The organism is Mycobacterium sp. P7213 (assembly GCF_900604305.1).
In the GTDB taxonomy this organism is placed as follows: domain Bacteria; phylum Actinomycetota; class Actinomycetes; order Mycobacteriales; family Mycobacteriaceae; genus Mycobacterium.
The window spans coordinates 57235-79645 of sequence record NZ_UWOA01000020.1 but is presented as its reverse complement, the minus strand read 5'-3'; the positions used below and the strand labels follow the sequence as shown (position 1 = coordinate 79645).

General features: G+C 67.9%; 25 protein-coding genes and 1 pseudogene. 5 read left to right on the top strand and 21 right to left on the bottom strand.

Annotated features, from left to right (window positions below):
- Positions 1–217 (top strand): IS3 family transposase (locus EJK91_RS09935; RefSeq protein ID WP_164517872.1); only part of this gene is annotated, 217 nt, incomplete at its 5' end.
- 241 nt (positions 218–458) lie between these two features.
- Here the strand turns inward: EJK91_RS09935 and EJK91_RS09930 are convergent.
- The 6 genes from EJK91_RS09930 to EJK91_RS09905 all read right to left on the bottom strand — a co-directional run bounded on the left by EJK91_RS09930 (position 459) and on the right by EJK91_RS09905 (position 5853).
- The gene (locus EJK91_RS09930; protein WP_125078840.1) at positions 459–1214 is read right to left on the bottom strand and encodes a YebC/PmpR family DNA-binding transcriptional regulator; all 756 of its coding nucleotides are present in this window, start codon (positions 1212–1214) and stop codon (positions 459–461) included.
- 53 nt (positions 1215–1267) lie between these two features.
- Entirely contained in the window at positions 1268–2629 is a 1362-nt protein-coding gene (locus EJK91_RS09925) for an ABC1 kinase family protein (RefSeq protein WP_046300317.1), read from the bottom strand.
- A gap of 75 nt (positions 2630–2704) precedes the next feature.
- A complete protein-coding gene (gene pdxT, locus EJK91_RS09920) occupies positions 2705–3301 on the bottom strand; it encodes a pyridoxal 5'-phosphate synthase glutaminase subunit PdxT (RefSeq protein WP_046300316.1) in 597 nt (198 codons plus the stop codon).
- Positions 3298–4143: an acyl-CoA thioesterase II gene (gene tesB, locus EJK91_RS09915; RefSeq protein WP_046300315.1), complete on the bottom strand. Its 846-nt coding sequence runs from the start codon at positions 4141–4143 to the stop codon at positions 3298–3300. Before tesB ends, pdxT begins: the two co-directional genes overlap by 4 nt.
- A 42-nt stretch (positions 4144–4185) precedes the next feature.
- Entirely contained in the window at positions 4186–5103 is a 918-nt protein-coding gene (gene pdxS / locus EJK91_RS09910) for a pyridoxal 5'-phosphate synthase lyase subunit PdxS (protein ID WP_125078839.1), read from the bottom strand.
- 78 nt (positions 5104–5181) lie between these two features.
- On the bottom strand, positions 5182–5853 hold the full coding sequence (locus tag EJK91_RS09905; RefSeq protein ID WP_125078838.1) for a TetR/AcrR family transcriptional regulator: 672 nt from the start codon (positions 5851–5853) through the stop codon (positions 5182–5184).
- A 61-nt stretch (positions 5854–5914) separates the two neighbouring features.
- On the opposite strand from EJK91_RS09905, the gene EJK91_RS09900 reads away from it, so the two are divergent.
- The gene (locus EJK91_RS09900) at positions 5915–6703 is read left to right on the top strand and encodes a Coq4 family protein (protein WP_024441608.1); all 789 of its coding nucleotides are present in this window, start codon (positions 5915–5917) and stop codon (positions 6701–6703) included.
- Positions 6704–6716: 13 nt separating this feature from the next.
- Here EJK91_RS09900 and EJK91_RS09895 read toward each other — a convergent pair whose 3' ends face one another.
- The 8 genes from EJK91_RS09895 to EJK91_RS09860 form a co-directional block, all read right to left on the bottom strand.
- Entirely contained in the window at positions 6717–7730 is a 1014-nt protein-coding gene (locus tag EJK91_RS09895; protein WP_125078837.1) for an alcohol dehydrogenase catalytic domain-containing protein, read from the bottom strand.
- Between the two features lie 60 nt (positions 7731–7790).
- On the bottom strand, positions 7791–8840 hold the full coding sequence (locus tag EJK91_RS09890) for an NUDIX hydrolase (RefSeq protein ID WP_125078836.1): 1050 nt from the start codon (positions 8838–8840) through the stop codon (positions 7791–7793).
- A complete protein-coding gene (locus EJK91_RS09885) occupies positions 8840–9964 on the bottom strand; it encodes a glycosyltransferase family 4 protein (RefSeq protein WP_024441605.1) in 1125 nt (374 codons plus the stop codon). The genes EJK91_RS09890 and EJK91_RS09885 overlap by 1 nt, the downstream gene beginning before the upstream one ends.
- Positions 9964–10908 (bottom strand): phosphatidylinositol mannoside acyltransferase, encoded by a 945-nt coding sequence (locus tag EJK91_RS09880; RefSeq protein ID WP_125078835.1) that lies wholly within the window; start codon positions 10906–10908, stop codon positions 9964–9966. The genes EJK91_RS09885 and EJK91_RS09880 overlap by 1 nt, the downstream gene beginning before the upstream one ends.
- On the bottom strand, positions 10905–11579 hold the full coding sequence (pgsA, locus tag EJK91_RS09875) for a phosphatidylinositol phosphate synthase (protein WP_024441603.1): 675 nt from the start codon (positions 11577–11579) through the stop codon (positions 10905–10907). The genes EJK91_RS09880 and pgsA overlap by 4 nt, the downstream gene beginning before the upstream one ends.
- Positions 11579–12148, bottom strand: coding sequence for an HIT family protein (locus tag EJK91_RS09870; protein WP_125078834.1), 570 nt, complete (start codon positions 12146–12148; stop codon positions 11579–11581). Before EJK91_RS09870 ends, pgsA begins: the two co-directional genes overlap by 1 nt.
- Entirely contained in the window at positions 12145–14223 is a 2079-nt protein-coding gene (gene thrS, locus EJK91_RS09865) for a threonine--tRNA ligase (protein WP_125078833.1), read from the bottom strand. The genes EJK91_RS09870 and thrS overlap by 4 nt, the downstream gene beginning before the upstream one ends.
- Positions 14224–14316: 93 nt before the next feature.
- Positions 14317–14931, bottom strand: a complete 615-nt coding sequence (locus EJK91_RS09860) for a PaaI family thioesterase (protein ID WP_125078832.1) — start codon at positions 14929–14931, stop codon at positions 14317–14319.
- A gap of 64 nt (positions 14932–14995) precedes the next feature.
- Between EJK91_RS09860 and EJK91_RS09855 the strand changes: the two genes are divergently transcribed.
- Positions 14996–15499, top strand: a complete 504-nt coding sequence (locus tag EJK91_RS09855; RefSeq protein WP_125078831.1) for a DUF1990 domain-containing protein — start codon at positions 14996–14998, stop codon at positions 15497–15499.
- A 95-nt stretch (positions 15500–15594) separates the two neighbouring features.
- Here the strand turns inward: EJK91_RS09855 and EJK91_RS09850 are convergent, their stop codons facing one another.
- On the bottom strand, positions 15595–16050 hold the full coding sequence (locus tag EJK91_RS09850; RefSeq protein ID WP_125078830.1) for a DoxX family membrane protein: 456 nt from the start codon (positions 16048–16050) through the stop codon (positions 15595–15597).
- A 93-nt stretch (positions 16051–16143) separates the two neighbouring features.
- Between EJK91_RS09850 and EJK91_RS09845 the strand changes: the two genes are divergently transcribed.
- On the top strand, positions 16144–16854 hold the full coding sequence (locus EJK91_RS09845) for a helix-turn-helix transcriptional regulator (protein WP_125078843.1): 711 nt from the start codon (positions 16144–16146) through the stop codon (positions 16852–16854).
- Here EJK91_RS09845 and EJK91_RS09840 read toward each other — a convergent pair.
- The 5 genes and pseudogenes from EJK91_RS09840 to fdxA all read right to left on the bottom strand — a co-directional run bounded on the left by EJK91_RS09840 (position 16851) and on the right by fdxA (position 19681).
- Positions 16851–17749, bottom strand: a pseudogene (locus EJK91_RS09840) (NAD(P)H-dependent flavin oxidoreductase). The gene EJK91_RS09845 and the pseudogene EJK91_RS09840 sit on opposite strands and share 4 nt — an antisense overlap.
- A 65-nt stretch (positions 17750–17814) precedes the next feature.
- Positions 17815–18153, bottom strand: coding sequence for a cupin domain-containing protein (locus tag EJK91_RS09835; protein ID WP_024441597.1), 339 nt, complete (start codon positions 18151–18153; stop codon positions 17815–17817).
- 30 nt (positions 18154–18183) lie between these two features.
- Positions 18184–18609, bottom strand: a complete 426-nt coding sequence (locus tag EJK91_RS09830) for a hypothetical protein (RefSeq protein WP_125078829.1) — start codon at positions 18607–18609, stop codon at positions 18184–18186.
- Complete coding sequence (locus EJK91_RS09825; protein WP_125078828.1) at positions 18606–19340, bottom strand: helix-turn-helix transcriptional regulator; 735 nt, start codon at positions 19338–19340, stop codon at positions 18606–18608. Before EJK91_RS09825 ends, EJK91_RS09830 begins: the two co-directional genes overlap by 4 nt.
- The gene (gene fdxA, locus EJK91_RS09820; RefSeq protein ID WP_024441594.1) at positions 19337–19681 is read right to left on the bottom strand and encodes a ferredoxin; all 345 of its coding nucleotides are present in this window, start codon (positions 19679–19681) and stop codon (positions 19337–19339) included. The genes EJK91_RS09825 and fdxA overlap by 4 nt, the downstream gene beginning before the upstream one ends.
- 233 nt (positions 19682–19914) lie before the next feature.
- Here fdxA and EJK91_RS09815 point away from each other — a divergent pair, with 233 nt between their 5' ends.
- A complete protein-coding gene (locus tag EJK91_RS09815) occupies positions 19915–20721 on the top strand; it encodes an enoyl-CoA hydratase/isomerase family protein (RefSeq protein WP_024441593.1) in 807 nt (268 codons plus the stop codon).
- A gap of 12 nt (positions 20722–20733) precedes the next feature.
- On the opposite strand, the gene EJK91_RS09810 is transcribed toward EJK91_RS09815, so the two are convergent.
- Positions 20734–22401: an acyl-CoA synthetase gene (locus EJK91_RS09810; RefSeq protein WP_125078827.1), complete on the bottom strand. Its 1668-nt coding sequence runs from the start codon at positions 22399–22401 to the stop codon at positions 20734–20736.
- Between the last annotated feature and the right edge of the window lie 10 nt (positions 22402–22411).

The following is a 22411-nucleotide window of genomic DNA, read 5'->3' as shown; positions in this document are numbered from 1 at the left end:
CGCCGGCGACAACGCCGCCATGGAGTCGTTCTTCAGCTTGCTGCAGAAGAACGTCCTGGACCGGCACCGCTGGGCCACCCGCGAAGACCTACGGATCGCGATTGTCACCTGGATCGAACGCACCTACCACCGTCGCCGGCGCCAGATCGCCCTGGGCCGGTTGACCCCGATCGAATACGAGACGATCATGACCACACCGGCCAGTCAGGCCGCGTGACCGAAACTGTCACCTATCCGTGCAGCAGACCCTAGTGCAGCTAGCGTAGCTATGTGGCTGGAAATGACGCAAAGGCAGCGGCCCGCGAAGAGGCCAAGCCGCGGTGCTGATCTATGCGGCCGCCCTGTTCTCCGAACGCGCTTCCGCGGCCACATGATTCGCGATATCGGAAACGCAACCCCACCGACGGGTACCGCATTGCATTCCCGGTGAGCTAAACCGGCGGTCTGGGCAGAATCGTCTATTCGGTTTCGAGGGCTGCGAGGACCTCGTCGGACAGGTCGACGTTGGTCCACACGTTCTGCACGTCGTCACTATCCTCGAGCGCCTCGACGAGCTTGAACACCTTGCGCGCACCCTCGACATCAACCGGCACGCTCACCGACGGCTGAAAACTCGCCTCAGCCGAGTCGTAGTCGATCCCGGCCTGCACCAACGCAGTCCGCACCGCCACCAGATCCCCCGGCTCCGAAATCACCTCAAAGCCCTCCCCCACATCATTGACATCCTCAGCACCGGCATCCAACACCGCCGCCAACACGTCATCCTCGGTCAAGGAGTTCTTGTCCAAAGTGATCAAGCCCTTACGGCTGAACAGGTAGGCAACCGAACCAGGATCAGCCATCTGACCCCCATTGCGCGTCATCGCCACCCGCACCTCACTAGCAGCCCGATTACGGTTATCGGTCAAACACTCGATGAGCACCGCCACACCGTTAGGCCCGTACCCCTCATAGGTGATCGTCTGATAATCCGCCCCACCAGCTTCCTCACCAGCACCACGCTTACGCGCCCGCTCAATATTGTCATTGGGCACCGAGTTCTTCTTCGCCTTCTGAATAGCGTCATACAACGTCGGATTACCCGACGGATCCCCACCACCCACCCGCGCCGCAACCTCAATATTCTTGATCAACCGAGCAAAATTCTTGCCACGACGAGCGTCAATGACAGCCTTCTTATGCTTCGTGGTAGCCCACTTGGAATGGCCACTCATCGATTGCCCTACCTCACTGTTGCATCAAAAACTTCGCGCGACGAGTCTACGTGTCAGTCCTGATCGCGTGCTGGGGGCTGCTCGGGCGGGAAGAATCCCGGCGCCCATCGTTCGATCAGCGCGGCGTACTCGACGTGGGCGTCCAACTGCACGGCGACGCCCAGCAAACCGCCCAGTGTGCGCAGCAACATGACGTAACCAGCGGGGATGGTCAGCCGGCGTACCATCTTGAAGCGGTCGGCGAACCCCTCCGCCATCGGATCGGTGGTGACCAGCGCAGACTTCTGGAACCACTCGCGGGTGAAGTGGAACTCCCCCGAACGCAGCGGGTCGATGTAGGGCCACAGCGGCTGGATGTACTCCACCAGCTGCTCGGCACTCAAGTCGTAGTCAGCCGGCATGAACCCGAGTTGCTTGAGCAGGCGGATTGCCTCGTCCCATTGCTCGTCACGGGCCCAGCACAGCAGTTCAGCGAATCCCGGCGGGATGCCCTCGGGATGTTCTGCCACCGCACCGAAGTCGATGACGCCCAGCCGGCCGTCGGGCAACATCATGAAGTTGCCCGGGTGCGGGTCGGCATGCACCAGCCCGGCCCGCGCCGGCGAGCTCAAGGTGAACTCCAGCAGCAACGCGCAGGCCGAGTCGCGCTCTTCCTTGGTGCCACTTTTGATGATCTCCGACAGCCGCCGACCGTCGATCCACTCCGAGACGATCACTTTCGGCGCGCTGGCGATCACCGCCGGGACGAAGAACTTCGGGTCGTCCGCATAGGCCTTGGCGAAGGCCCGCTGATTATCGGCCTCCTGGCGGTATTCGAGTTCGGCTTCCAGGGTGTCGTTGATCTCCGAGACCAGCCGGTCCACGTCAGCGCCGGGAACGACTTGCTTGGCGACCCAGTTGAACCGCTGAATCAACTTGAGGTCGGCGCGCAGCGCCTCGTCGGCGCCGGGATATTGGATCTTCACGGCGACCTCACGGCCGTCCTTCCAGACCGCCCGGTGAACCTGCCCGATGCTCGCCGAGGCAGCGGGGGTGTCGTCGAAGGACGCGAAACGCTCGCGCCACTTGGTGCCGAGCTGCGCGTCGAGCACCCGGTGAACCTTGGCGGCCGGCAGCGGCGGTGCTTCGCTCTGGAGCTTGACCAACGCCTCGCGGAACGGCTCGGCGAACTGCGGAGGAATCGCAGCCTCCATCACCGACAGCGCCTGGCCGACCTTCATCGCGCCGCCCTTGAGCTCGCCGAGCACCTTGAACATCTCGTCGGCGGCCTTCTCCAGCAGCTCGGCGTTGACCTCGTCTTTGGTCTTGCCGGTCATCCGTTTGCCCACACCGAGCGCTGCGCGGCCTGCCACTCCGGCCGGGAGGCTCGCCAGTTTTACTGCGCGGCGAAATCCGCCCCGCGCAAGATCTGCCATGCGGACATCATGCCTGGCCGATCCCGACGACGGTATCCCGGTCACCCAACGGACGGCCAGCCACGGGCGCGCCGGTCAGGCCCGCCCCTCGACGACGTCGACGAAGAGCCGGTGGATACGGCGGTCTCCGGTCACCTCCGGGTGAAACGAGGTGGCCAGTACGCGCCCTTGCCGCACCGCAACAGGATGTCCGGCGGCCTCGGCGAGCACCTGAACGCCCTCGCCGATCCGCTCCACCCAGGGTGCCCGGATGAACACCGCGTGCACCGGCTCGTCCAAACCGTCGAAGTCGATATCACCCTCGAAAGAATCGACTTGACGACCGAAAGCATTGCGCCGCACAGCCATATCGATGCCTGACAACGGAATTGCGGCGCGCCCCTGCGCGCCGGCATCGAGGATCTCGCTGGCCAGCAGGATCATTCCCGCGCAGGAGCCGTACGCCGGCATCCCCTCTGCCAGCCGGTCTCGCAGCGGGTCCGCCAGCTCCAGCTCGCGCAGCAGGTGACTGATCGTGGTCGACTCCCCGCCGGGAATCAGCAACGCGTCCACCGCGTCCAGCTCGGAGCGGCGGCGTACCGGCACCGGATCGGCACCGACAGCGTTCAGGGCGGCGAGGTGTTCACGGACGTCGCCCTGCAATGCGAGGACACCGATGTGCGAGCCGCTCACTGGCCCGTCGGCTGAAATCCGGACGGATAGCGGGTCAGCCCCTCCTGCATGACCGCGGCCACCATGTCCCCGGATCGGTTGTAGATCTTGCCCTGGGTCAGCGCCCGGCCGGCGCCCGCCGAAGGCGATGACTGGTCATAGAGCAGCCATTCGTCGGCTCGGAAGGGGCGCATGAACCACATCGCGTGATCGAGCGACGCCACCTGCAAGTGGTCCCGCTCACTCGGGTGGATCGCCCAGGAGGTGCCCAGCAGGGTCAGGTCACTCATGTAGGCCAGCGCGCAGATGTGCAGCACCGGATCGTCGGGCAGCCGGTCGCGGTGGCGGAACCAGACCTGCTGCTCGGCAACCTTGCCCGGCATGTGCGGCAACTGCTCACGCGGCACCCGGCGCAGATCCCACTCGGCGAACGCTTTGAAGCCTTCGTCGTCGAAGGCCTTCATCGCAGCGATGTCGGGCAGGTCCTTGGGGTCGGGGGCATCGGGCATCACATCTTGGTGCTCAATGCCCTGTTGCTCGGTCTGGAACGAGGCCGACATGTTGAAGATGGTTTCGCCGTGCTGAACGGCGTTGACACGCCGCGTGCAGAACGAGCCGCCGTCGCGGACCCGCTCCACGGTGAACACCGTGGGCGCCTTGGCATCTCCGGGACGCAGAAAATATCCGTGCAGCGAATGGACCCGGTAACGCGGATCCACGGTGCGCACCGCCGAGACCAGGGCTTGACCGGCGACGTGCCCGCCGAAGGTGCGCTGGTTGTCAGCCGAGAGCGGGCTGAACACCGTCCCCCGGTAGATGTTGACCTCGAGTTGTTCGAGGTCGAGGATCTCTTCGATCGCCACACTAAGACCGTCTGCTCGTCGCGCGAGCGCTCATCGCCGTTGTCACCAGCCGCGTTCGGCAAGCCGGTGCGGTTGCGCGATGTCCTCCACGTTGATGCCGACCATCGCCTCGCCCAGCCCGCGCGACACCCGAGCCAACACGTCGGGGTCGTCGTAGAAGGTGGTGGCCTTGACGATGGCTGCCGCACGCGCGGCGGGATCACCGGACTTGAAGATGCCGGAACCGACGAACACGCCCTCCGCTCCGAGCTGCATCATCATCGCGGCATCCGCCGGGGTGGCGATACCGCCCGCGGTGAACAGCGTTACCGGCAGCTTTCCGGCCCTGGCCACCTCTGCGACCAGCTCGTAGGGTGCCTGCAATTCCTTTGCGGCAACGAATAATTCGTCCTCTGAGAGCGACGAGAGCCGACGAATCTCGCCGCCGATGGATCGCATGTGGGTAGTGGCGTTGGAGACGTCACCGGTGCCGGCCTCGCCCTTGGAGCGGATCATGGCCGCACCCTCGGTGATCCGGCGCAGCGCCTCGCCCAGGTTGGTCGCCCCGCACACGAATGGCACGGTGTACTTCCACTTGTCGATGTGGTGGGTGTAGTCGGCGGGGGTCAGTACCTCGGACTCGTCGATGTAGTCCACTCCCAGGCTCTGCAGGATCTGCGCCTCCACGAAGTGCCCGATCCGCACTTTGGCCATCACCGGGATGGTGACCGCGGCGATGATGCCCTCGATCATGTCCGGGTCGCTCATCCGCGAAACCCCGCCCTGTGCGCGGATGTCGGCGGGCACCCGCTCCAGTGCCATCACCGCGACGGCGCCGGCGGCCTCAGCGATGCGGGCCTGGTCCGGGGTGACGACGTCCATGATCACGCCGCCCTTGAGCATCTCTGCCATGCCGCGCTTTACTCGCGCAGTACCCGTTTGCCCGTCGGGTGCCGAACCGTTCTGCGCCGCGCTGTCCACTGAATGTTTCTCCTTGCTGGCCTGTAATACCCGCTCAGTGTAGTGGGCCGCCGCCAGCCGTTTTCCCGCTCATTGCCGCTACGTGGTGAACACCAGCCCCGCCGGTGGTGGATCGGCGAGCAGCGCGGGCAATACGAACACCCGCACGTAGCGGCGGACCTGGTCGGCGTCCTGGGCGCCGGGGATAAGGCCCAGCAGCAGTCCGAGTGCTGTCGAGAGCACGAATCGGGCCGCGTCGCGGGCATGCAGACCGGGCCGCAACTGCGGGCCGGCCTGGCGGAATCCCATCTCGTAGAGCGCGGCAAGCAACTCGCCCAGCGTCGCCGAGCGCGCGATCAGCGCGGCGATGTTGCCCTCGTCGGTGTGCTCGGAAATGACCCGCAGCAGTGGGTCCTGGGCAACCTCGGTCGCCACGATGACCAGGGACTCCGTCACCAGGTGGCCCGCGTCATGGGGCGGTCCCAGCCGCGCGGTTATCTCGGCGATCTTGCGTGCGGCCACCCGCACCACCAATGCGTCCAGCAGTTCGTCCCGGGTGGCGAAGTGGCGGTAGATCACCGCACGGGTGTATCCGGCTTCCCGCGCTATCACCTGCATGGTCGAGGCCCGATATCCGCGCAGAGCGAAGGATCGCTCTGCGGCGTCCAACAGTAGCTCTCGGGAGTGCTCGGGCGGGTTCCCGCCGCCGCGCGGTCGCCCCCGGCCGCGAAGCGTCACGTCTCGCCCGGCCGAGTTATATGGACATTCCAAGGCATATGTCTATTATTAACCGCACTGCATCACCCCGCGTTTCCGACGGAAGGCTCGTCGTATGGCGGCAACGACTACCGGCGTTCCCGAGCAACGAGACTGGCGGGCCGTGGCCGGCTCCTGGCGACTGCTGGCCGATCCGGGCCGCAACGGAGGATCCGCCTTCGAGTTGATCGTCGGCTTGGCGGCTCCGATTCTGGCCCGCAGTTATCACCAACTGCGCGCGCATCCCAACGGCCGGCGCCTGTTCGCCGAGAAGCCCGATCTGTTAGCGCTGCTCGGCGACGACGACTATCTGGCCTCGTTGCCGCACGGCTCGCTCGGCCACGCCTACCGCTCGTTTCTGCGCACCAATCGCTTGGACGCCGGGGTGTTCGACGTGGACACGGTGATCCGGCCGATCGCGGAGCGTCGCGGCTGGGACGACGATTTCTTCTACATGATGCGGCGCGGCACCGCCCTACACGACATGTTCCACACCCTGGGCGGCTACGGTCCGGACATGGGCGGCGAGTTCGGCAATCTGGGGTTTCACTGCGGCCAGATGGAACCGTCCGGCGCACTCAAGGCGCTGACCCTCGGGCTGCTCGGACCCCTCATCCCGGCCTCGCCAGTGCGCAAACTCCGTTACTTCCGCGAAGCGGTCCGCCGCGGCCAACGCGCCGACAACCTGATGGCAGCGCCCTATGAGGAGCTGCTGGACCAGCCGATCACCGAGGTTCGCGCGGCGTTGGGCGTGATGCCGACGCCTAGCGCCCACCCGGCCGGTCATATGTTCATCAGCTGGATGCCGCCGGGCATGAGACCGCCGACCCGCTGGGATTACGACGCGACGTTGCCGGCCGCCTGAATCCGGCCGTCGGTCAGACGGTCAAGACCATGCGGTAGCGGGCCCGCCCCTCTGCCATGGCGGCATAGGCTTCGGCGGCCTGGGCAAGCGGACGCTCTTCGACACGGGCCCGAACCCCGGACAGCACCGCGAAGGCCATGGTTTCCTCGACATCTCGGGCGGTGCCCGACGGGTGGCCGGTGACGCTGAGCCCGGGGGTGATCAGCTGCACGGGGGCGATCGGGAGCGGATCGCCGGTGACCCCGATGATCACGAGCTCCCCCCGTGGCGCCAGCCCGCCGAGGGTGTCGGCCATCGCGCGCGAATTGGCCGCCGTGGCCAGCACCACCGACGCACCGCCGAGCGCGGCCAGCGCCGCGGCGACGTCCCCGGCGGTCGAGTCGATGTAGTGATGGGCGCCGAGGGCAAGGGCGTCAGCTTCTTTGCCGGCGCCACGCGCGATCGCGATCGTCTCAAAGCCCATCGCCCGGGCGAACTGCACGCCCAGGTGTCCCAAACCACCCAGGCCCAGCACCGCCACCCGGTCCCCCGGCCGCGCCCGGGTCGATCGCAGCGCGTGGTAGGTGGTGACGCCGGCGCAGCCCATGGGCGCGGCTTCGACGAAGGACAGCTCGTCGGGGATACGGGCCAGCGCATTGGCCGGAACCACCACCGATTCGGCATAGCCGCCTGGATAGTGCCAGCTGGGCACCTGCCCGTTGGTGCAGTGAATGAAATCGCCTTTGCGGCAAGGAATGCAGTGGTTGCAGTGTCCTCCGAACCAGCCGACCGCAACCCGCTCGCCGAGCTGCCAGTCGGTCACGCCCGGCCCCAATTCGGCGATCGTGCCGGCGATCTCGTGCCCCAGCGTCAGCGGCCAGGTCATGGCGGGGAAGCCACCGCTGACGAAGGCGTGATCGGTGCCGCAGACACCGCAGGCGGCGACGGCGATACGGACCTGACCGGGCCCGGGCGCGGCGGTCTCGACATCGACAAGCGTCAGCGGCGCATCGACAGCGGCTACGTGAACAGCGCGATGTGTTGGCATGGCGGCTCCCTGGGTAGCGAGGATGACGGGCCAAGGCCAGTTCAGCCTAAGCCGCGTCGGTCAGGAAATCCGCCGAAGATCGGCATCGGCTCCGGCGACGCCGTCGGCCGCGCGAGCCGCCTCGGCCAGACGGTCACCCAGTTGCAGCGGGTAAACCTTTTGACCGCTGGCGGCCAGGGACGCGATCTCTGCGGCATCACACCAGCGGTGACCGTGCAGGTAGCGCTGCTCCAGCCCGGTCCGGCCCACCCCAGACGGCTCGAACCGCGCAGTGCGGTGGACGAAGAAGAACTCCTGGCTGTCGAGGCGCTCGCCGTTGAACTCGAACACCGCGTCGCGCCGCCAGATCGGTCCGACCAGCGCACCGGGTTCGACCCGCAGACCGGTCTCCTCGGCCAGTTCGCGGGCCGCCGCCTCGGCCAGTGACTCGTCCGGCAGCACCTGCCCGCCGACGGTGAACCACCACCGTGGCGCCGGGTTGGCCGCATCATCGGCCAGCGCCGGATCGTGACCGCACAACAACAGCACCGATCCGCCCTCGTCGAGCAGCACCACCCGCGCCGAGACGCGCGGGTCCAGCACTCCGAGACCGCCGTGGGCGACCATGCCTGCGCGCTCCACAATCTCGAAATACGTTGGCATCGACGCCGTTCCACCCAAGTGCAGGACCCGAACCAGCGGTCGTTCCCGCAGTGCCACCGTGTCACGGACCGCGTCATTGTGGAACCGGCGGGCCAACAGCACTCGCGCTTCGGCGTCCGCCAATTCGGCGACCATCACATGCGGCAGCGACTGGGCATCGACCATCGCCAGCTCGGCCGACAGCGCGTTCTCGGCGGCCTCCCGCGCGTGGCGCGGCGCCCGCTCGGCGGCATCGGCAACGGCCGCCAGCCGCCGGCCGGCCACCTGGTCCCCGTAGGCGTCGATCGCGACCGCCCGGGCCACCACCGCGCGGCGCGCCAGCGCCCCGTCCAGCGCCTGCCAGGACAGGTCACAGCGCACATGCAACCGGTTGAGCCGGTTGGCGGTCTGGTACGCCCAGGCCACCGCGGCGGCCAGCACCGCCACCACGACCAGCACCAGCACGGTTGCCACGATGGTCAGCTCCATCAGTCGCCCACCGTCACCTTGCTGCCGACCCCGGCGACCGTCTCGTAGACCCGGATGATCTGGTCGGCGACCACCGGCCAGTCGAAGCGGCGGACCGCCTCCGCGCCGGCCGCCACATACGACGCCCGCAGCACATCATCGTCGAGCACTTCGATCAGGGCGGCGGCCAACGCCGCGGAGTCGTCAACCGGGACCAGCCGACCGGCTTCTCCGTCGCCCAGCACCCGGCGAAAGGCGTCCAGGTCGCTGGCGACCACCGCGGTTCCGGCGGCCATCGCCTCGGCCAGGACGATCCCGAAGCTCTCCCCGCCGGTGTTGGGAGCGCAGTACACATCGGCGCTGCGCAGGGCCGAGGCCTTCTCGGCATCGTCGACCTGACCCAAGAAACGCAGGTGGCTCGCCAATTCCCCTGCGTTGCGGCGTAAGTCGTCCTCGTCGCCTCGCCCGACGATCAACACCTGCACGTCGGCGTGTTGCTCGACCAGAGCCGGCAGCGCTCCCAGTAGTACCGACATCCCCTTGCGCGGTTCGTCGTAGCGGCCGAGAAACAGCACCGTGCGGCCCGCCCGCGGATAACCCGGCAGGGGCTGCGCCGTCGCGAACGCAGCCACGTCGACCCCGTTGGGGATCTCGACCGCATCAGAGCCCAGGGCCTCCATCTGCCAGCGCCGGGCCAGATCGGAAACCGCGATGCGGCCGATGATCTTCTCGTGCATCGGCCGCAGCAGGCCCTGCACCACACTCAATGTCAGCGATTTTGTGGTCGAGGTGTGAAACGTCGCCACGATCGGGCCCTCGGCCACGTTCAGCGCCAGCATCGACAGGCTGGGGGCGTTCGGCTCGTGCAGGTGCAGCACATCAAAGTCGCCCTTCATGAGCCACCGTTTGACCTTGCGATAGGCAGCCGGGCTGAACTGTAGTCGGGCCACCGAACCGTTGTACGGGATCGCGACGGCCTTGCCGGCAGACACCACATAGTCGGGCAGCACGACATCGGGCGACGCCGGCGCCAACACGCTGACGTGGTGTCCGCGGGCGCGCAGCACCTCCGCCAGCTGCAGCACATGAGCCTGCACCCCGCCCGGCACATCGAACGAGTAGGGGCAGACCATGCCGATCCGCATCAGGTCTCCCCCAAGCGCGCCCGTCGCGATTCGGGAAGGTCGGCGATCCACTGCGGCTGCATCATGTGCCAGTCCTGCGGGTACGTCGCGATGCCCTCGGCGAACTTGTCGGCCAGCGCCTGGGTGATCACGCCGACCTCCCCGCTGCTGCAGTCCAGCGGGGCCTGGATATCGATGCCCCAGCCCGCTCCGTCGAACCAACAGTGCACCGGTAGCAGCGGTGCGCCGGTCTCGATCGCGAGTCTCGCCGAACCGGCCGGCATCCGCGTGACGTCGCCGAAGAAGTTGACCGCCACTCCGTTGCGGGTCAGGTCACGGTCAGCCATCAGACACACCAGGCCGTTGCCGGAGAGTCGCTCGGCGAGAACCTCGAACGGTGGCCGGGGGCCGCCGGACAGCGGCAGCACCTCGAAACCCAGACTCTCCCGGAACGCCAGGAACCTCCGGTAGAGCGATTCGGGTTTGAGTCGCTCGGCGACAGTGGTGAATCCGCCGTGGGTCTGGGCCAGCCATACCCCGGCCATGTCCCAGTTGCCGCTGTGCGGCAACGCCAACACCGCCCCACGTCCGGCCGCCAGCGCCGCGGTGACGTGGTCGCGGCCCCGCACCGTTTCGTGCAGCTGCGCCGCCAGCGCCACGTGGTCCATGGCGGGCAGGCGGAACGCCTCACGCCAGTACCGCGCATAGGACGTCAGCGAGGCCCGCATCAGCTCCGCCGAGACCTCCTGCGGCGCCACCCCGACGACGCGGGCCAAGTTCTTGCGCAGCTGCTCGGGTCCCCCGCCGCGCGAGGCGAACAGGGCGCCGGCGTCGAACGCGTTGCGCGCGAAGAATTCCGGCATCGCGCGCACCAGCATCCAACCCGCCGCGAATCCGGCGTCGGTGGCCCAGGCATCCAGCTGACTGAGCCCGGGAACTCGCAGGCCGCTCGGAATGAAGGTCACGGTCCCGCGGTTTCCTCACCGTCGGAACTGTCGGACATCTGCGGCAACGGCTCCACCGCGCCCGGCGAGGTCCGCACGGTGTGCAGCCGCTGGGCGCAGGTGATCAGGCTGGCCACTGCCAGCAGCCACATCGCCACCGGCAACGCCCACGGCAGCGGGAAGACCGGCAGGCCGGACAGTCCGGCGCCCACCAGCACGATGATCAGCCGTTCGGGCCGCTCGATGTAGCCGCCGTCACCACGCAGTCCGCTGGCCTCCGCGCGGGCCTTGATGTAGGAGATCACCTGCGAGGTGACCAGGCAGATCAAAGTGGCCACCACCAGTGGCGGGTTGTCCAGGCCGAACGCCGCCCACCAGGCCAGCCCGCAGAACACCGCGCCGTCACTGATCCGGTCGCAGGTGGCGTCCAGGACGGCGCCGAAGGCGCTGCCGCCGCCGCTTTGCCGGGCCATCGCGCCGTCGACCATGTCGAAATGCACGAAGAACCAGACGATCAGGGTGCCGGCGAACAGCTGACCGGTCGGGAACAGTGTCAGCGCCGCCAACACCGCGCCGGCGGTGCCCACCATCGTGACGATGTCGGCGGTGAGTCCGGCTCGCAGCAGGACCCGCGCCACCGGCGTGGTGATGCCGGCGAACGTTGCCCGCGACAGAAACGGCAGCCTGCTCATTACTGCTTGGCCCACTCGTCGGCGAGCAGTCGGCGGGTGTCGCGCAGCAGTTGCGGGATCACCTTGGAGCCGCCGACGATCGTGATGAAGTTCGCGTCGCCACCCCAGCGCGGCACCACGTGCACGTGCAGGTGCTCGGCCAGTGACCCGCCGGCCGACTCGCCGAGGTTCATCCCGACATTGAACCCGTGCGGGCGTGACACGGCCTTGATGACGCGGATCGCCTTCTGGATGAACGCCATCAGCTCGCTGCCCTCGTCATCGGTGAGGTCTTCGAACTCCGAGAACCGCCGGTAGGGCACCACCATCAGATGGCCCGGGTTGTACGGATAGAGATTGAGCACCGCATAGACGTGCTCACCGCGCGCCACCACCAGCCCGTCCTCATCGGAGAGCGTGGGGATATCAGTGAACGGTTGGGTGGATCGCGCCGACCCGGAGTCCGCACGCTTCAGCGGCGCCTCGGCCAGATAGTTCATCCGGTAGGGCGTCCACAGTCGCTCCAGTCGGTCGGGATCACCGGCGCCGGTGTCGACGATCGCCTCCTCGCCGGTGTGGTCGCCGCTCACGTCGCCTCACTCGCCTCGGAGCCCGACTCGAGGCCCACCTTGACCGTCTCCGCGGTCGGCACGGTGTTGGCGCGTGCGGCGATCCAGCCGGCGATGGCCGCCACCGCCTCATCGCGCGGCACCCCGTTGATCTGCGTGCGGTCGGCGAACCGGAAGCTGACCGCGCCCGCCTCGACATCGCGGTCGCCGGCCAGCAGCATGAACGGCACCTTCTGGTTGGTGTGGTTGACGATCTTCTTCGGCATCCGGTCGTCGCTGGCGTCGACCTCGACTCGCACCCCGTGACTGCGTAGTTGCCCGGCGAGGTCGTCCAGGTAGGCCACGTGCTGGTCGGCGACCGGGATGCCGACCACCTGGACCGGCGCCAGCCAGGCCGGGAAGGCACCCGCGTAGTGCTCGGTCAGGACACCGAAGAAGCGCTCAATCGAACCGAACAGCGCCCGGTGGATGAGCACGGGTCGCTGCCGGGTCCCGTCGGACGACGTGTACTCCAACTCGAAGCGGTCGGGCATGTTGAAGTCGAGCTGGATTGTCGACATCTGCCAGCTGCGCCCCAGCGCATCTTTGACCTGCACCGAGATCTTCGGCCCGTAGAAGGCGGCGCCGCCCGGGTCGGGCACCAGGGTCAGCCCGGACGCCTCGGCGACCTCACGCAGGGTGTCGGTCGCCTCCTCCCACACCTCGTCGGAACCGACATACTTCTCCGGGTCCTTGGTGGACAGCTCCAGGAAGTAGTCGTCCAGCCCGTAGTCGGCGAGCAGGTCCAACACGAAGCGCAGCAACGAGGTCAGCTCGTCACGCATGCTTTCGCGGGTGCAGTAGATGTGCGCGTCGTCCTGAGTCATCCCGCGCACCCGGGTCAGCCCGTGCACCACGCCGGAACGCTCGTAGCGGTAGACGCTGCCGAACTCGAAGAGCCGCAACGGAAGTTCCCGGTAGGAGCGTCCACGCGACCGGAAGATCAGGTGGTGCATCGGGCAGTTCATCGGCTTGAGGTAGTAGTCCTGGCCCGGCTTGCGCAGTGTGCCGTCCTCGGCGAACTCCGCGTCGATGTGCATCGCCGGATACATGCCTTCGCGGTACCACTCCAGGTGTCCGGAGGTCTCGTAGAGTTCGGACTTGGTGATGTGCGGGGTGTTGACGAACTGGTAACCGGCCTCGATGTGCTTGCGCCGCGAGTACTCCTCGAGCTCCCGACGGATGATTCCACCCTTGGGGTGGAAAACCGGTAGCCCCGAACCGATTTCGTCGGGGAAGCTGAACAGGTCCAGCTCGACCCCGAGTTTGCGGTGATCGCGGCGCAACGCCTCCTCGATCAGTTCGAGGTGACTGTCCAGTGCCTCCTGCGATTCCCATGCGGTGCCGTAGACGCGCTGCAGGCTGGCGTTGTTCTGGTCACCGCGCCAGTAGGCGGCCGAGGATCGGGTGAGCTTGAACGCGGGGATGAACCGGGTGGTCGGGATGTGCGGGCCACGGCACAGATCACCCCAAACCCGTTCCCGGGTGCGGGGGTTCAGGTTGTCGTAGGCGGTGAGTTCGTCGCCGCCGACTTCCATGATGTCGCTGTCACCAGACTTGTCGTCAACCAGCTCCAGCTTGTAGGGCTCACCGGCCAGCTCGGCGCGAGCGGCGTCCTTGGATTCGTAGACGCGCCGAGAGAACAGCTGCCCGTCCTTGATGATGGCGCGCATCCGCTTCTCCAGCTTGGCCAGATCCTCGGGGGTGAACGCCTCGGGTACGTCGAAGTCGTAGTAGAAGCCGTCGGTGATCGGCGGGCCGATACCGAGTTTGGCGGCCGGAAACAGGTCCTGCACCGCCTGGGCCAGCACGTGGGCGCAGGAGTGCCGGATCACGCTGCGGCCTTCGTCGGTGTCGGCGGCCACCGGCGTCACCTCGGCATCGACGTCGGGAGTCCAGCTCAGGTCGCGCAGTCGGCCCTCGGCGTCGCGCACCACCACAACGGCGTTCGGGGCTCCCCGGTCGGGCAGGCCCGCCGCGCGCACCGCCGCGGCCGCGGTGGTCCCGGCAGCCACCCGGATCGGGCTTTCCGGGGCGGGGATGGCGGGCGCGGTCATGACGTGGTCTCCAAGGGGGTAGCTAGGGGCTAGAAACGTCCGCGACCATGCTATCGGGGCACCGGTGGCCAGCCGTTCGCGAGTACGCCGGCGTCATGGTTGGCCGGGTTTGAGCACCACGAACAACGCCTCGCCGTCGGTCAGTACGGTGTCGCCGTCGCAGAGTCTGGTCTCGACGAAGATCTTGCGCCCCTCCGTCCGGCTGATCCACGCTTCGACCTGCAACTCCTTGTCGATCGGGACGATCTGGCGGTAGTTGAGGTGCAGGTAGGCGGTGCGTTGATAGGGCCCACCGGTCAGCAGCCAGGACGCGGTTCCCAGCACCGAGTCGAACAGCAACCCGATGGCCCCGCCGTGCGCCGCGCCGTTGCGCCCCAGGTGGAATCGCCGGAACCGGGCCCAGCCGCGCAACCGCCCGTCGTCGCCCTTCTTGAGCTTCATCGGAACTGCCAGCAGGTTGCCGCGCATCGGCAGGTCCAGCCGTCGCCCGGACGGTGAGGACCATTCATCGGTGTCGAACGGCGCCAGCAGCGCGCACACCTCTGCCAGCGCGTCGGCGGCGCGGCTGATCACCTCGGCGGGGGCGTCGGCGGCGCGGGCGTGGTCCTGCAGGTCGCGCACGTTCTCCAGGAACCGGCCGTAGTCCGGCCCGCCCTTGTCGGTCGGTTCGGGTGGGTTGAAGCCGCCGCCGGCGTGTGGGGCACTCACTCCCCTATTTAACGTTCCGGCGATTGGGGTGCCGGCGGCACTCCCGCAATGGCAAGGTTGGGCCGTGGACTTGAGCACGCTGCGTGGGTTGCCGCTCACGTACGCCGAAGTGGGCGCTACCGCCGCAACGCTGCCGGCCGGGTATCACCATCTCGACTTGACCGCGCCGATCGGCAAGGGTCGCCGGCGTTTCGAGGAGGCCGCCGATGCGGTGCTGCGCTGGGGCATGTTGCGCGGCGCTGGGCTGGGGGTTCGGGTGCACGCCGACAGCGACATCGCCGCGGTGGACGCGGTGGCGCGCGTACGTCTGGGCGTGCTGAGCGCGCCGTGCCGGGTGGTCTACGTCGTCAACGAGCTCAACCGGCGCGGCTTCGCCTACGGCACGCTGGCCGGGCATCCCGAATCCGGTGAGGAACTGTTCTCGGTGCGCTACGACCCGGCCGATGAGACGGTGTACGCGCAGGTGCGGGCGTTCTCCCGGCCCGCCACCTGGTGGACCAGGGCAGCCGGTCCGATCGGGCGGCTGGCGCAGCGCACCATCGCCAAGCGCTATCTGCGGGCGGTGTGATGTCGCCCGGGACAACGCGCGACCGCAGCACGGACCGATCGGATCAACCGTACTGCGGTCGCGGTCCTGATGGACCCGATGGAATTGTGGCGGAGTCAAGGCACCCGACGGGCGTGCTCAGCCAGGGCCAGCCGTCCCAGCACCACGGCCGAAACCAACAGTCCGAAATCGCGCAGAGCGACGTCGTAGTAGCCGGACAAGGTGATCAGGTCGACGATGATGCCGGCCAGCCACGCCGCCACCACCCAAGCACCGATCCGCGGGGCGATCGCAACCAGAAGTCCGGCAACGATCTCGATGATTCCGATCAGGTACATCGCCTGGTCTCCGTTGCCGGGCAGGAGGCCATTGATCCAGCCCGCCAGGTACTTGTCCCAGTGACTCGATGCCGCGCTTCCCGGGACGTGCGGCAACACGTTGAAGAACTTGTCCACGCCGAACAAGATCGGGGCGACCGTGAATAGGGAGCGCAGCAAGAAGAACGCCTCGAATGACGGGTCCTTGAACCGCGCCGAAAGTACCGGCGACCTGTGACTATCGGTGGTGCTCATGACATCCTCCATTTCTAAAAATTATTTTTTTGTACGTTAGAACGGGGTAAGCTCTAATGTCAATAGATTTGTTCGATAGAAGTTCGGAGGATGATGCTCAATCCGGACCACGACCTGACGGGAATCGGCGCACTTGCCGACCCAGTCCGCCGTGAGCTGTATCGATTCGTCGCCTCTCAACCCGTCCCGGTCAGCCGTGATGAGGCCGCAGCGGCAACCGGGATCGCACGCCACCAGGCGAAGTTTCATCTGGACCGGCTGGAGGCCGACGGCTTACTGGAAAGCGACTACGCCCGGCTGACCGGTCGCTCCGGACCCGGCGCGGGTCGCCCCTCGAAGCGCTACCAGCGGTCCCCGCACGAGATCGCGGTGAGCCTGCCGCCGCGAGCCTACGAACTGGCGGGCCGGTTGATGGCCGATGCGATCGCCGAATCCGCCCAGACCGGCACGCCGGCGGTCCAGGTGCTCCATAGACTTGCCCGCGACTACGGCCGGGATATCGGCACGGCGGCCGCCGAGGGCCGACCGCCGGTCGACGCGGCGACCGCACTCGAGTTGGCCACCGATGTACTCGTCGACCACGGCTACGAGCCGCGCGATGACGACGGCGAGGTGCAGTTGGCCAACTGCCCATTCCACGCGCTGGCCCAGACCCAGAAGGAATTGGCCTGCACCATGAATCTCGAACTGATAAGCGGCGTCGCGACCGCTCTCACGCCGTACTGCCCGCGGGCGCGGCTGAGCCCCGATCCGTCTCGGTGCTGCGTGGTGCTCAGCGTCGGCGAAACACCGGCTTGTCGTTAGCTCCAGCGCGCCAGCAGGCGCTGCGCCCCGGTGCATAGCTCGTTGAGGACCGCTGCCGCCGGGCGGCTGTCGGTGAGCATGCCCACGCCCTGACCCGCATCGACCGGGGCGATGCGCTGGTCGTCGGCGGCAATCCCGGCGGCCAGTTCCGCGCCCGCCTCCCGGTCGCCGGCCAGATCGTCCTCGCGGCCGATCCAGCGGCCGGTGAAGTCATTGCCCAGCACCCGCGACGGAAACCGTGCCGGCCAGTCCAGGCGCTGCCCGACGTCGAAGACGCGGGTGGTGATCGTGTCGGTGCCGGCGGCCGCGATCAGTGTGCGGCGAGCAGCCTCGCCGGTCAGGGCCTCGGGGCACGCCGAGAAGACCGTGCCCAGCCACGCCCCGGCCGCACCGGCGGCCAGCACGGCGGCGAGGCTGCGCGGCTGCGCGGCCCGGAGATCCCGCCCGCGGCCAGCACCGGCACCTCGACGCTGTCCAGGACCGCGTCGAGCAGTGGCAAGGTGGCCAGCCGGATCTCTCCGTGGCCGCCGCCCTCGGCGCCGCGCGCCACCAGCACGTCCAGTCCGGCGTCTTGGGCACGTCGGGCACTGTCGGTGTCATAGACCTGGGTGGCAGCCAGAATCCCGGCCGCGTGGGCGCGCTCCACCCACGACAGGTCGGCTCCGAAACTGACCGACAGCAGCGTCGGGCGGGCCGCCAGTGCGGCGTCCAGCAGGTCCGGCTGATCGCGGATCACCCAGTCCACCAAGCCGATCCCGAACCGCGGTGCGGCCCCGAGCGCGGCCAGCTCGGCGGCCAGCGAGGCCGCCGTGGCGGTGCTGCCCATTCCGATCATGCCCAGCCCGCCCGCGGCGGTGACGGCGGCGGCCAGCCGGCCGCCGGCCACCCCGCCCATTGGGGCGTTGAGGATGGGTAACCGCAGACCGGACTGCTGCGACCAGGGTGTGCTCAGCGGCACGCTCAGTGCGAGGCGCTCTTGGCGACCGTCAGCAGCACCACGGCGTCTTCCAGCGACTCCAGGGCGTGGCGGGTGCGCGGCAACGTGACGAGGTCGCCGGCTGCCCCCTCCCAGCTGTCGTCGCCGGCGGTCAGGCGCACCCGGCCGCGCAGCACCTGCAGGGTCGACTCTCCCGGGCTGTCATGCTCGGCCAGCGACTGGCCGGCCTGCAGTGCAACCAGGGTCTGGCGTAGGTGATGCACCGATCCGCCGTAGACGGTGTGGGCCGCCCGGCCGCTGTGATGCTGGGTGGCCTCGGCGAGCTTCTCGTCGGCCAGCACATTCAGCGAGGTCGATTCCATCGGGTTCTCCTTCACGCTCGGTGGGACGGTTCAGTGGGACAGCAGCAGGACGCCCAACGGCACCAGCGCGGCAACCTTGACCAGCTCGAGTGCGACGTAGGCGTAGTGCGCCCGCGAGCGGGGCGCCTCCAGTCCGGACAGCACCTGATCAGCGCGTCGACCCAATGCCGGGCGCACCGCGAGCACCTGAGCCACCAGCATCCCCAGGGCAACCGCGTAGGTCACCACGACGCCCATGGTCGGCCGCTCGATCGCGAAAGTGACCGCGATAACGGCGGCCAGCAGGAATTCGGCGGAGTTGAGGGCCCGAAAGACCAACCGGCCGATGCCGAGACAGATCGGGATGGTCGCGTTGGGCGCCCGAAACTTCAGCGGCGCCTCCATGAACGAAATCGCGGTCACCATCCCCAGCCAGATGAATGTCGCAGCGATCGCGACCGAGGCGCCGGCACTCACCCGGTGGGCCCTTCCGCACGTACCGCGGTAGGGGGCGAGAGCTCGACCGGGCTTCCGTTGCGGGTGGCCGACTTCAGGTGTGCCACGCACAGATCGGGTTTGGCGAACGGATCGAGTCGGTCGACGGTCACCGGCGAGTCCCAGGCCTCCAGGGCTCCCTGCATCAGCCCGAGATGGATCGGGCAGACCACTTGAGTGGAGGTTTCAGCGAGCTCCAGAAACGGGCAGTGTCGCAGACCGAGTTGCTCGTCTCCCGGGTCATTGGATTCCAGGCGTTCGGGTTCGAAGCCCAGCTCGTCGAGCATCTCGAGCAGGTGGTCGGTGGATTCTTCGGCGTCGACGGGACCGGATGGCTGGTGCAGCGGCCGCAGCCGATGCCCCCACGCCCGGCCGGCAGCCAGTGCTTTGCCGCTGGGGTCGGCGTCGGCGGCCAGCCCGATGGTGAGGATCTCGGCGAGCAGCCGGAACCGGCGGGTTCCGCCCCGGTCCATCTGGCGGATGGCCTGGAACATCAGCGCGGGGCGTCCGCGTCCTTTGTGATCGGGCTCGGTGTGCTCGACGCGACCTTCTTCAACCAGGGTGTCCAGGTGAAAACGCACCGTGTTGGGGTGCACCCCCAGCTCGTCGGCGATCTGGGCGATGCTCAGCGGTTCGTCGGCGGCCTGTACCAGCCGCAGAACGTCGAGGCGACGTCCTCCAGGTGGTACAGGCGGCTTGGCGATGTCGCTCACTCCCCCTGGGGTGGGTAACTGGCCACCAGCGGGGTGTCGATGCCCAGCGGGCCGATCTTGGCGGCGCCGCCGGGCGAGCCGAGCGCCTCATCGCGCCCGGGCAGCGCCTCGGTGAAGAACTCCGCGTTGTCGGCCAGGTGCGGCTGGAGCTCGTCCGGGAGGTCATCTTCGTAGTAGATGGCCTCGACCGGGCACACCGGCTCGCAGGCTCCGCAGTCCACACACTCGTCCGGGTGGATGTAAAGGGCTCGTCCGCCTTCGTAGATGCAGTCAACCGGGCACTCCTCCACGCAGGCCCGGTCCATCACGTCAACGCACGGCTTCCCGATCACATATGCCATGGGCAGAGAGTTTACACAAGTGATTTTGTAGAAACTAGAAAGGCAGACCTAAATCTCGGGGGGCCGAATGCGGGGTCTCGGCACTCCCCCGCGACGGCCACCCGACTGACCCGAAAACGCTTGCGCTCGTTGCGGATTCACCCAGAACATCAGCCCGCCGCGGGGCGGTTGCACGGACGTGCCAGTGGGAGGCCGCAGTGTCGCGGCGTGGGGCCGTCGAGTAGAAACGAATGATGACTGACGCCCCGCGTTACCGTGCCTCCGCCGACTTCCCCAGCCTTCGGTTGGAGCCCGGCGACAACGGCGTGCTGGAGCTGGTGCTGGACGCGCCGGGATTGAACTCGGTGGGCCCGCAGATGCACCGTGATCTCGCCGACGTGTGGCCGGCTCTCGACCGCGATGACGACGTGCGGGCGGTGCTGGTGCGAGGTGAGGGCAGGGCCTTCTCTGCCGGCGGCAGCTTCGAGCTGATCGAAAAGATCGTCGGTGATCACGCCGGACGGATGCAGGTGCTGCGCGAGGCCCGCGATCTGGTGCTGAACATGGTCAACTTCTCCAAGCCGGTGATCTCGGCGATCAATGGCCCGGCCGTCGGCGCAGGACTGGTGGTGGCACTCCTCGCGGACATCTCGGTGGCGGGGCGCACCGCCCGACTGATCGACGGCCACACCAAGCTCGGGGTGGCCGCGGGGGATCACGCGGCGATCTGCTGGCCGCTGCTGGTAGGCATGGCCAAGGCCAAGTACTACCTGCTGACCTGCGAAACGCTGCACGGCGAGGAGGCCGAGCGAATCGGACTGGTCTCCAAGTGCGTCGACGACGACGAGGTGCTGGCCACCGCGACCCGCATCGCCGACGACCTGGCGCACGGCGCCCAAGACGCGATCCGCTTCACCAAGCACAGCCTCAACTACTGGTATCGGCAGTTCGCGCCGGCCTTCGAGACCGCGTTGGGGCTGGAGTTCCTCGGTTTCTCCGGTCCCGACGTGCACGAGGGGTTGGCCGCCATCCGGGAGAAGCGCAAGCCGCAGTTCGGCTGAGCCGGCGGCCGCTCAGACCCGTTGCGCGCCGAGCGCCTGTTCCTTGGCCCAGCGGTAGTCGGCCTTGCCCGACGGTGAACGCTGCAGCTGGGCGCAGAACACCACGTCCTTGGGCAGCTTGTAACGCGCGATGTAGTTGGCGGCCTCGGTGACGATGTCCTGCGCCCCGGCGTCGGCGCCCGGCGCCAGCTGAACCACCGCGACCACCTCGTTGCCCCACCGCTCGCTGGGCCGGCCCACCACCACAACGTCGTAGACCGCGGGATGATGCGCGATCGCGGCTTCGACCTCCTCGGCGAAGATCTTCTCGCCGCCGGAGTTGATCGTCACCGAGTCTCGGCCCAGCAGCTCGATGCCACCGTCGGCGTCCCAGCGGGCCCGGTCGCCGGGGACCGAATGCCGGATCCCCTCGATGACCGGGAAGGTGCGCGCGGACTTCTCCGGGTCGCCGAGATAACCCAGCGGCACATATCCCTGCTGTGCCAGCCAGCCGATCTCGTCGTCGCCGGGCCGCAGAATGCGGGCCATGTCCTCGCTGACCACGACCGCGCCCGGGTTCGGGGTGAAGCGGCCGGTGGAGGCCTGAGCCCGGCTGGTGGTCTGCCCCATCTGCGCCCCGGTCTCCGAGGAGCCGCCGGCGTCGAGGATCGACAGCTGCGGCAGCAGATCCAAGAGGCGTTGCTTGATCGGCACGGTGAGCGGCGCTCCGCCGCTGGCCAGCACCAACAGTCCCGACAGATCGTCCGCCAGCGCGGAGCCTCCGGCTTCCAGTGCGTCGGCGAGCGGGCGCGCGAAGGCATCGCCGACGATCGAGAGCGATATGACCCGCTCTTTGGCCGCCAGTTCCCAGGCCCCGACCGGGTCGAACCGGTCGGTGGTCGCCGACATCACGAAGGGCCGCCCGCCCAGCAGGGTGATGAAGGCGGCCCACTGGGCTGCGCCGTGCATCAACGGCGCCACCGTCATCGAGCCGGCGGCCGCTGCCGTTCGGGCGCGTTCGACGATCTCTTCCACGGTGGTGGGCACGGCGCCGGTGCCGAACTGACGGCCGCCCATGGCGCCAACGAAGATGTCGTGCTGACGCCACAACACGCCTTTGGGCATGCCGGTGGTGCCACCGGTGTAAAGCAGGTATAGATCGTCCGGGGACAGCGCCAGGCCCAACGGTTCGGCGGAGGTGGTGGCCAGCAGCTCCTCGTAGCGCACCGCACCGGGCAGCGGCGCATTCCCCGAGGCGTCATCGACGTGGATCAGCGGCATCGCGGGCAGCAGGTCACCGGCCTGCTGCAGCGCTTCGGCCAAGGTGGGGGCGTACCGGGCGTGGTACATGATCGCCTCGGTGGAGGCGTTGGCCAGCAGGTAGACCAATTCGTCCGCGACGTAGCGGTAGTTGACGTTGAACGGCGCGACCCGGGCGTTGTAGGCACCGAGCATGCCTTCCAGATATTCGTTGCCGTTGGCCAGGTACAGCGCGAGGTGACTCTGACCGGATTCATCGGGGGCCAGCTCGGACCGCTCGCGGCGTGCGCCCAGGCCGCGCTCATGCAGCGCCCGCGCCAACCGGCGGGATCGGTCCTCGATCAGCTGATAGCTGAATCGCCGGTCGCCGAAGACGATGCAGTCCCGATCGCCGATGGCCGCCGCAACTGCTGAGAACACTTGGGCGAGGTTGAATTCCACTACCCCTCCT

Bases quoted from the DNA above. Each gene is read 5' to 3' on its own strand.
- fdxA (WP_024441594.1), bottom strand. From the start codon at position 19,681: ATGGCATATGTGATCGGGAAGCCGTGCGTTGACGTGATGGACCGGGCC.
- EJK91_RS09835 (WP_024441597.1), bottom strand. From the start codon at position 18,153: ATGGAATCGACCTCGCTGAATGTGCTGGCCGACGAGAAGCTCGCCGAG.
- EJK91_RS09845 (WP_125078843.1), top strand. From the start codon at position 16,144: ATGCTCAATCCGGACCACGACCTGACGGGAATCGGCGCACTTGCCGAC.
- pgsA (WP_024441603.1), bottom strand. From the start codon at position 11,579: ATGAGCAGGCTGCCGTTTCTGTCGCGGGCAACGTTCGCCGGCATCACC.
- thrS (WP_125078833.1), bottom strand. From the start codon at position 14,223: ATGACCGCGCCCGCCATCCCCGCCCCGGAAAGCCCGATCCGGGTGGCT.
- EJK91_RS09885 (WP_024441605.1), bottom strand. From the start codon at position 9,964: ATGCGGATCGGCATGGTCTGCCCCTACTCGTTCGATGTGCCGGGCGGG.
- EJK91_RS09900 (WP_024441608.1), top strand. From the start codon at position 5,915: ATGGCGGCAACGACTACCGGCGTTCCCGAGCAACGAGACTGGCGGGCC.
- EJK91_RS09895 (WP_125078837.1), bottom strand. From the start codon at position 7,730: ATGCCAACACATCGCGCTGTTCACGTAGCCGCTGTCGATGCGCCGCTG.
- EJK91_RS09850 (WP_125078830.1), bottom strand. From the start codon at position 16,050: ATGAGCACCACCGATAGTCACAGGTCGCCGGTACTTTCGGCGCGGTTC.
- EJK91_RS09925 (WP_046300317.1), bottom strand. From the start codon at position 2,629: ATGGCAGATCTTGCGCGGGGCGGATTTCGCCGCGCAGTAAAACTGGCG.
- EJK91_RS09930 (WP_125078840.1), bottom strand. From the start codon at position 1,214: ATGAGTGGCCATTCCAAGTGGGCTACCACGAAGCATAAGAAGGCTGTC.
- EJK91_RS09890 (WP_125078836.1), bottom strand. From the start codon at position 8,840: ATGGAGCTGACCATCGTGGCAACCGTGCTGGTGCTGGTCGTGGTGGCG.
- EJK91_RS09815 (WP_024441593.1), top strand. From the start codon at position 19,915: ATGACTGACGCCCCGCGTTACCGTGCCTCCGCCGACTTCCCCAGCCTT.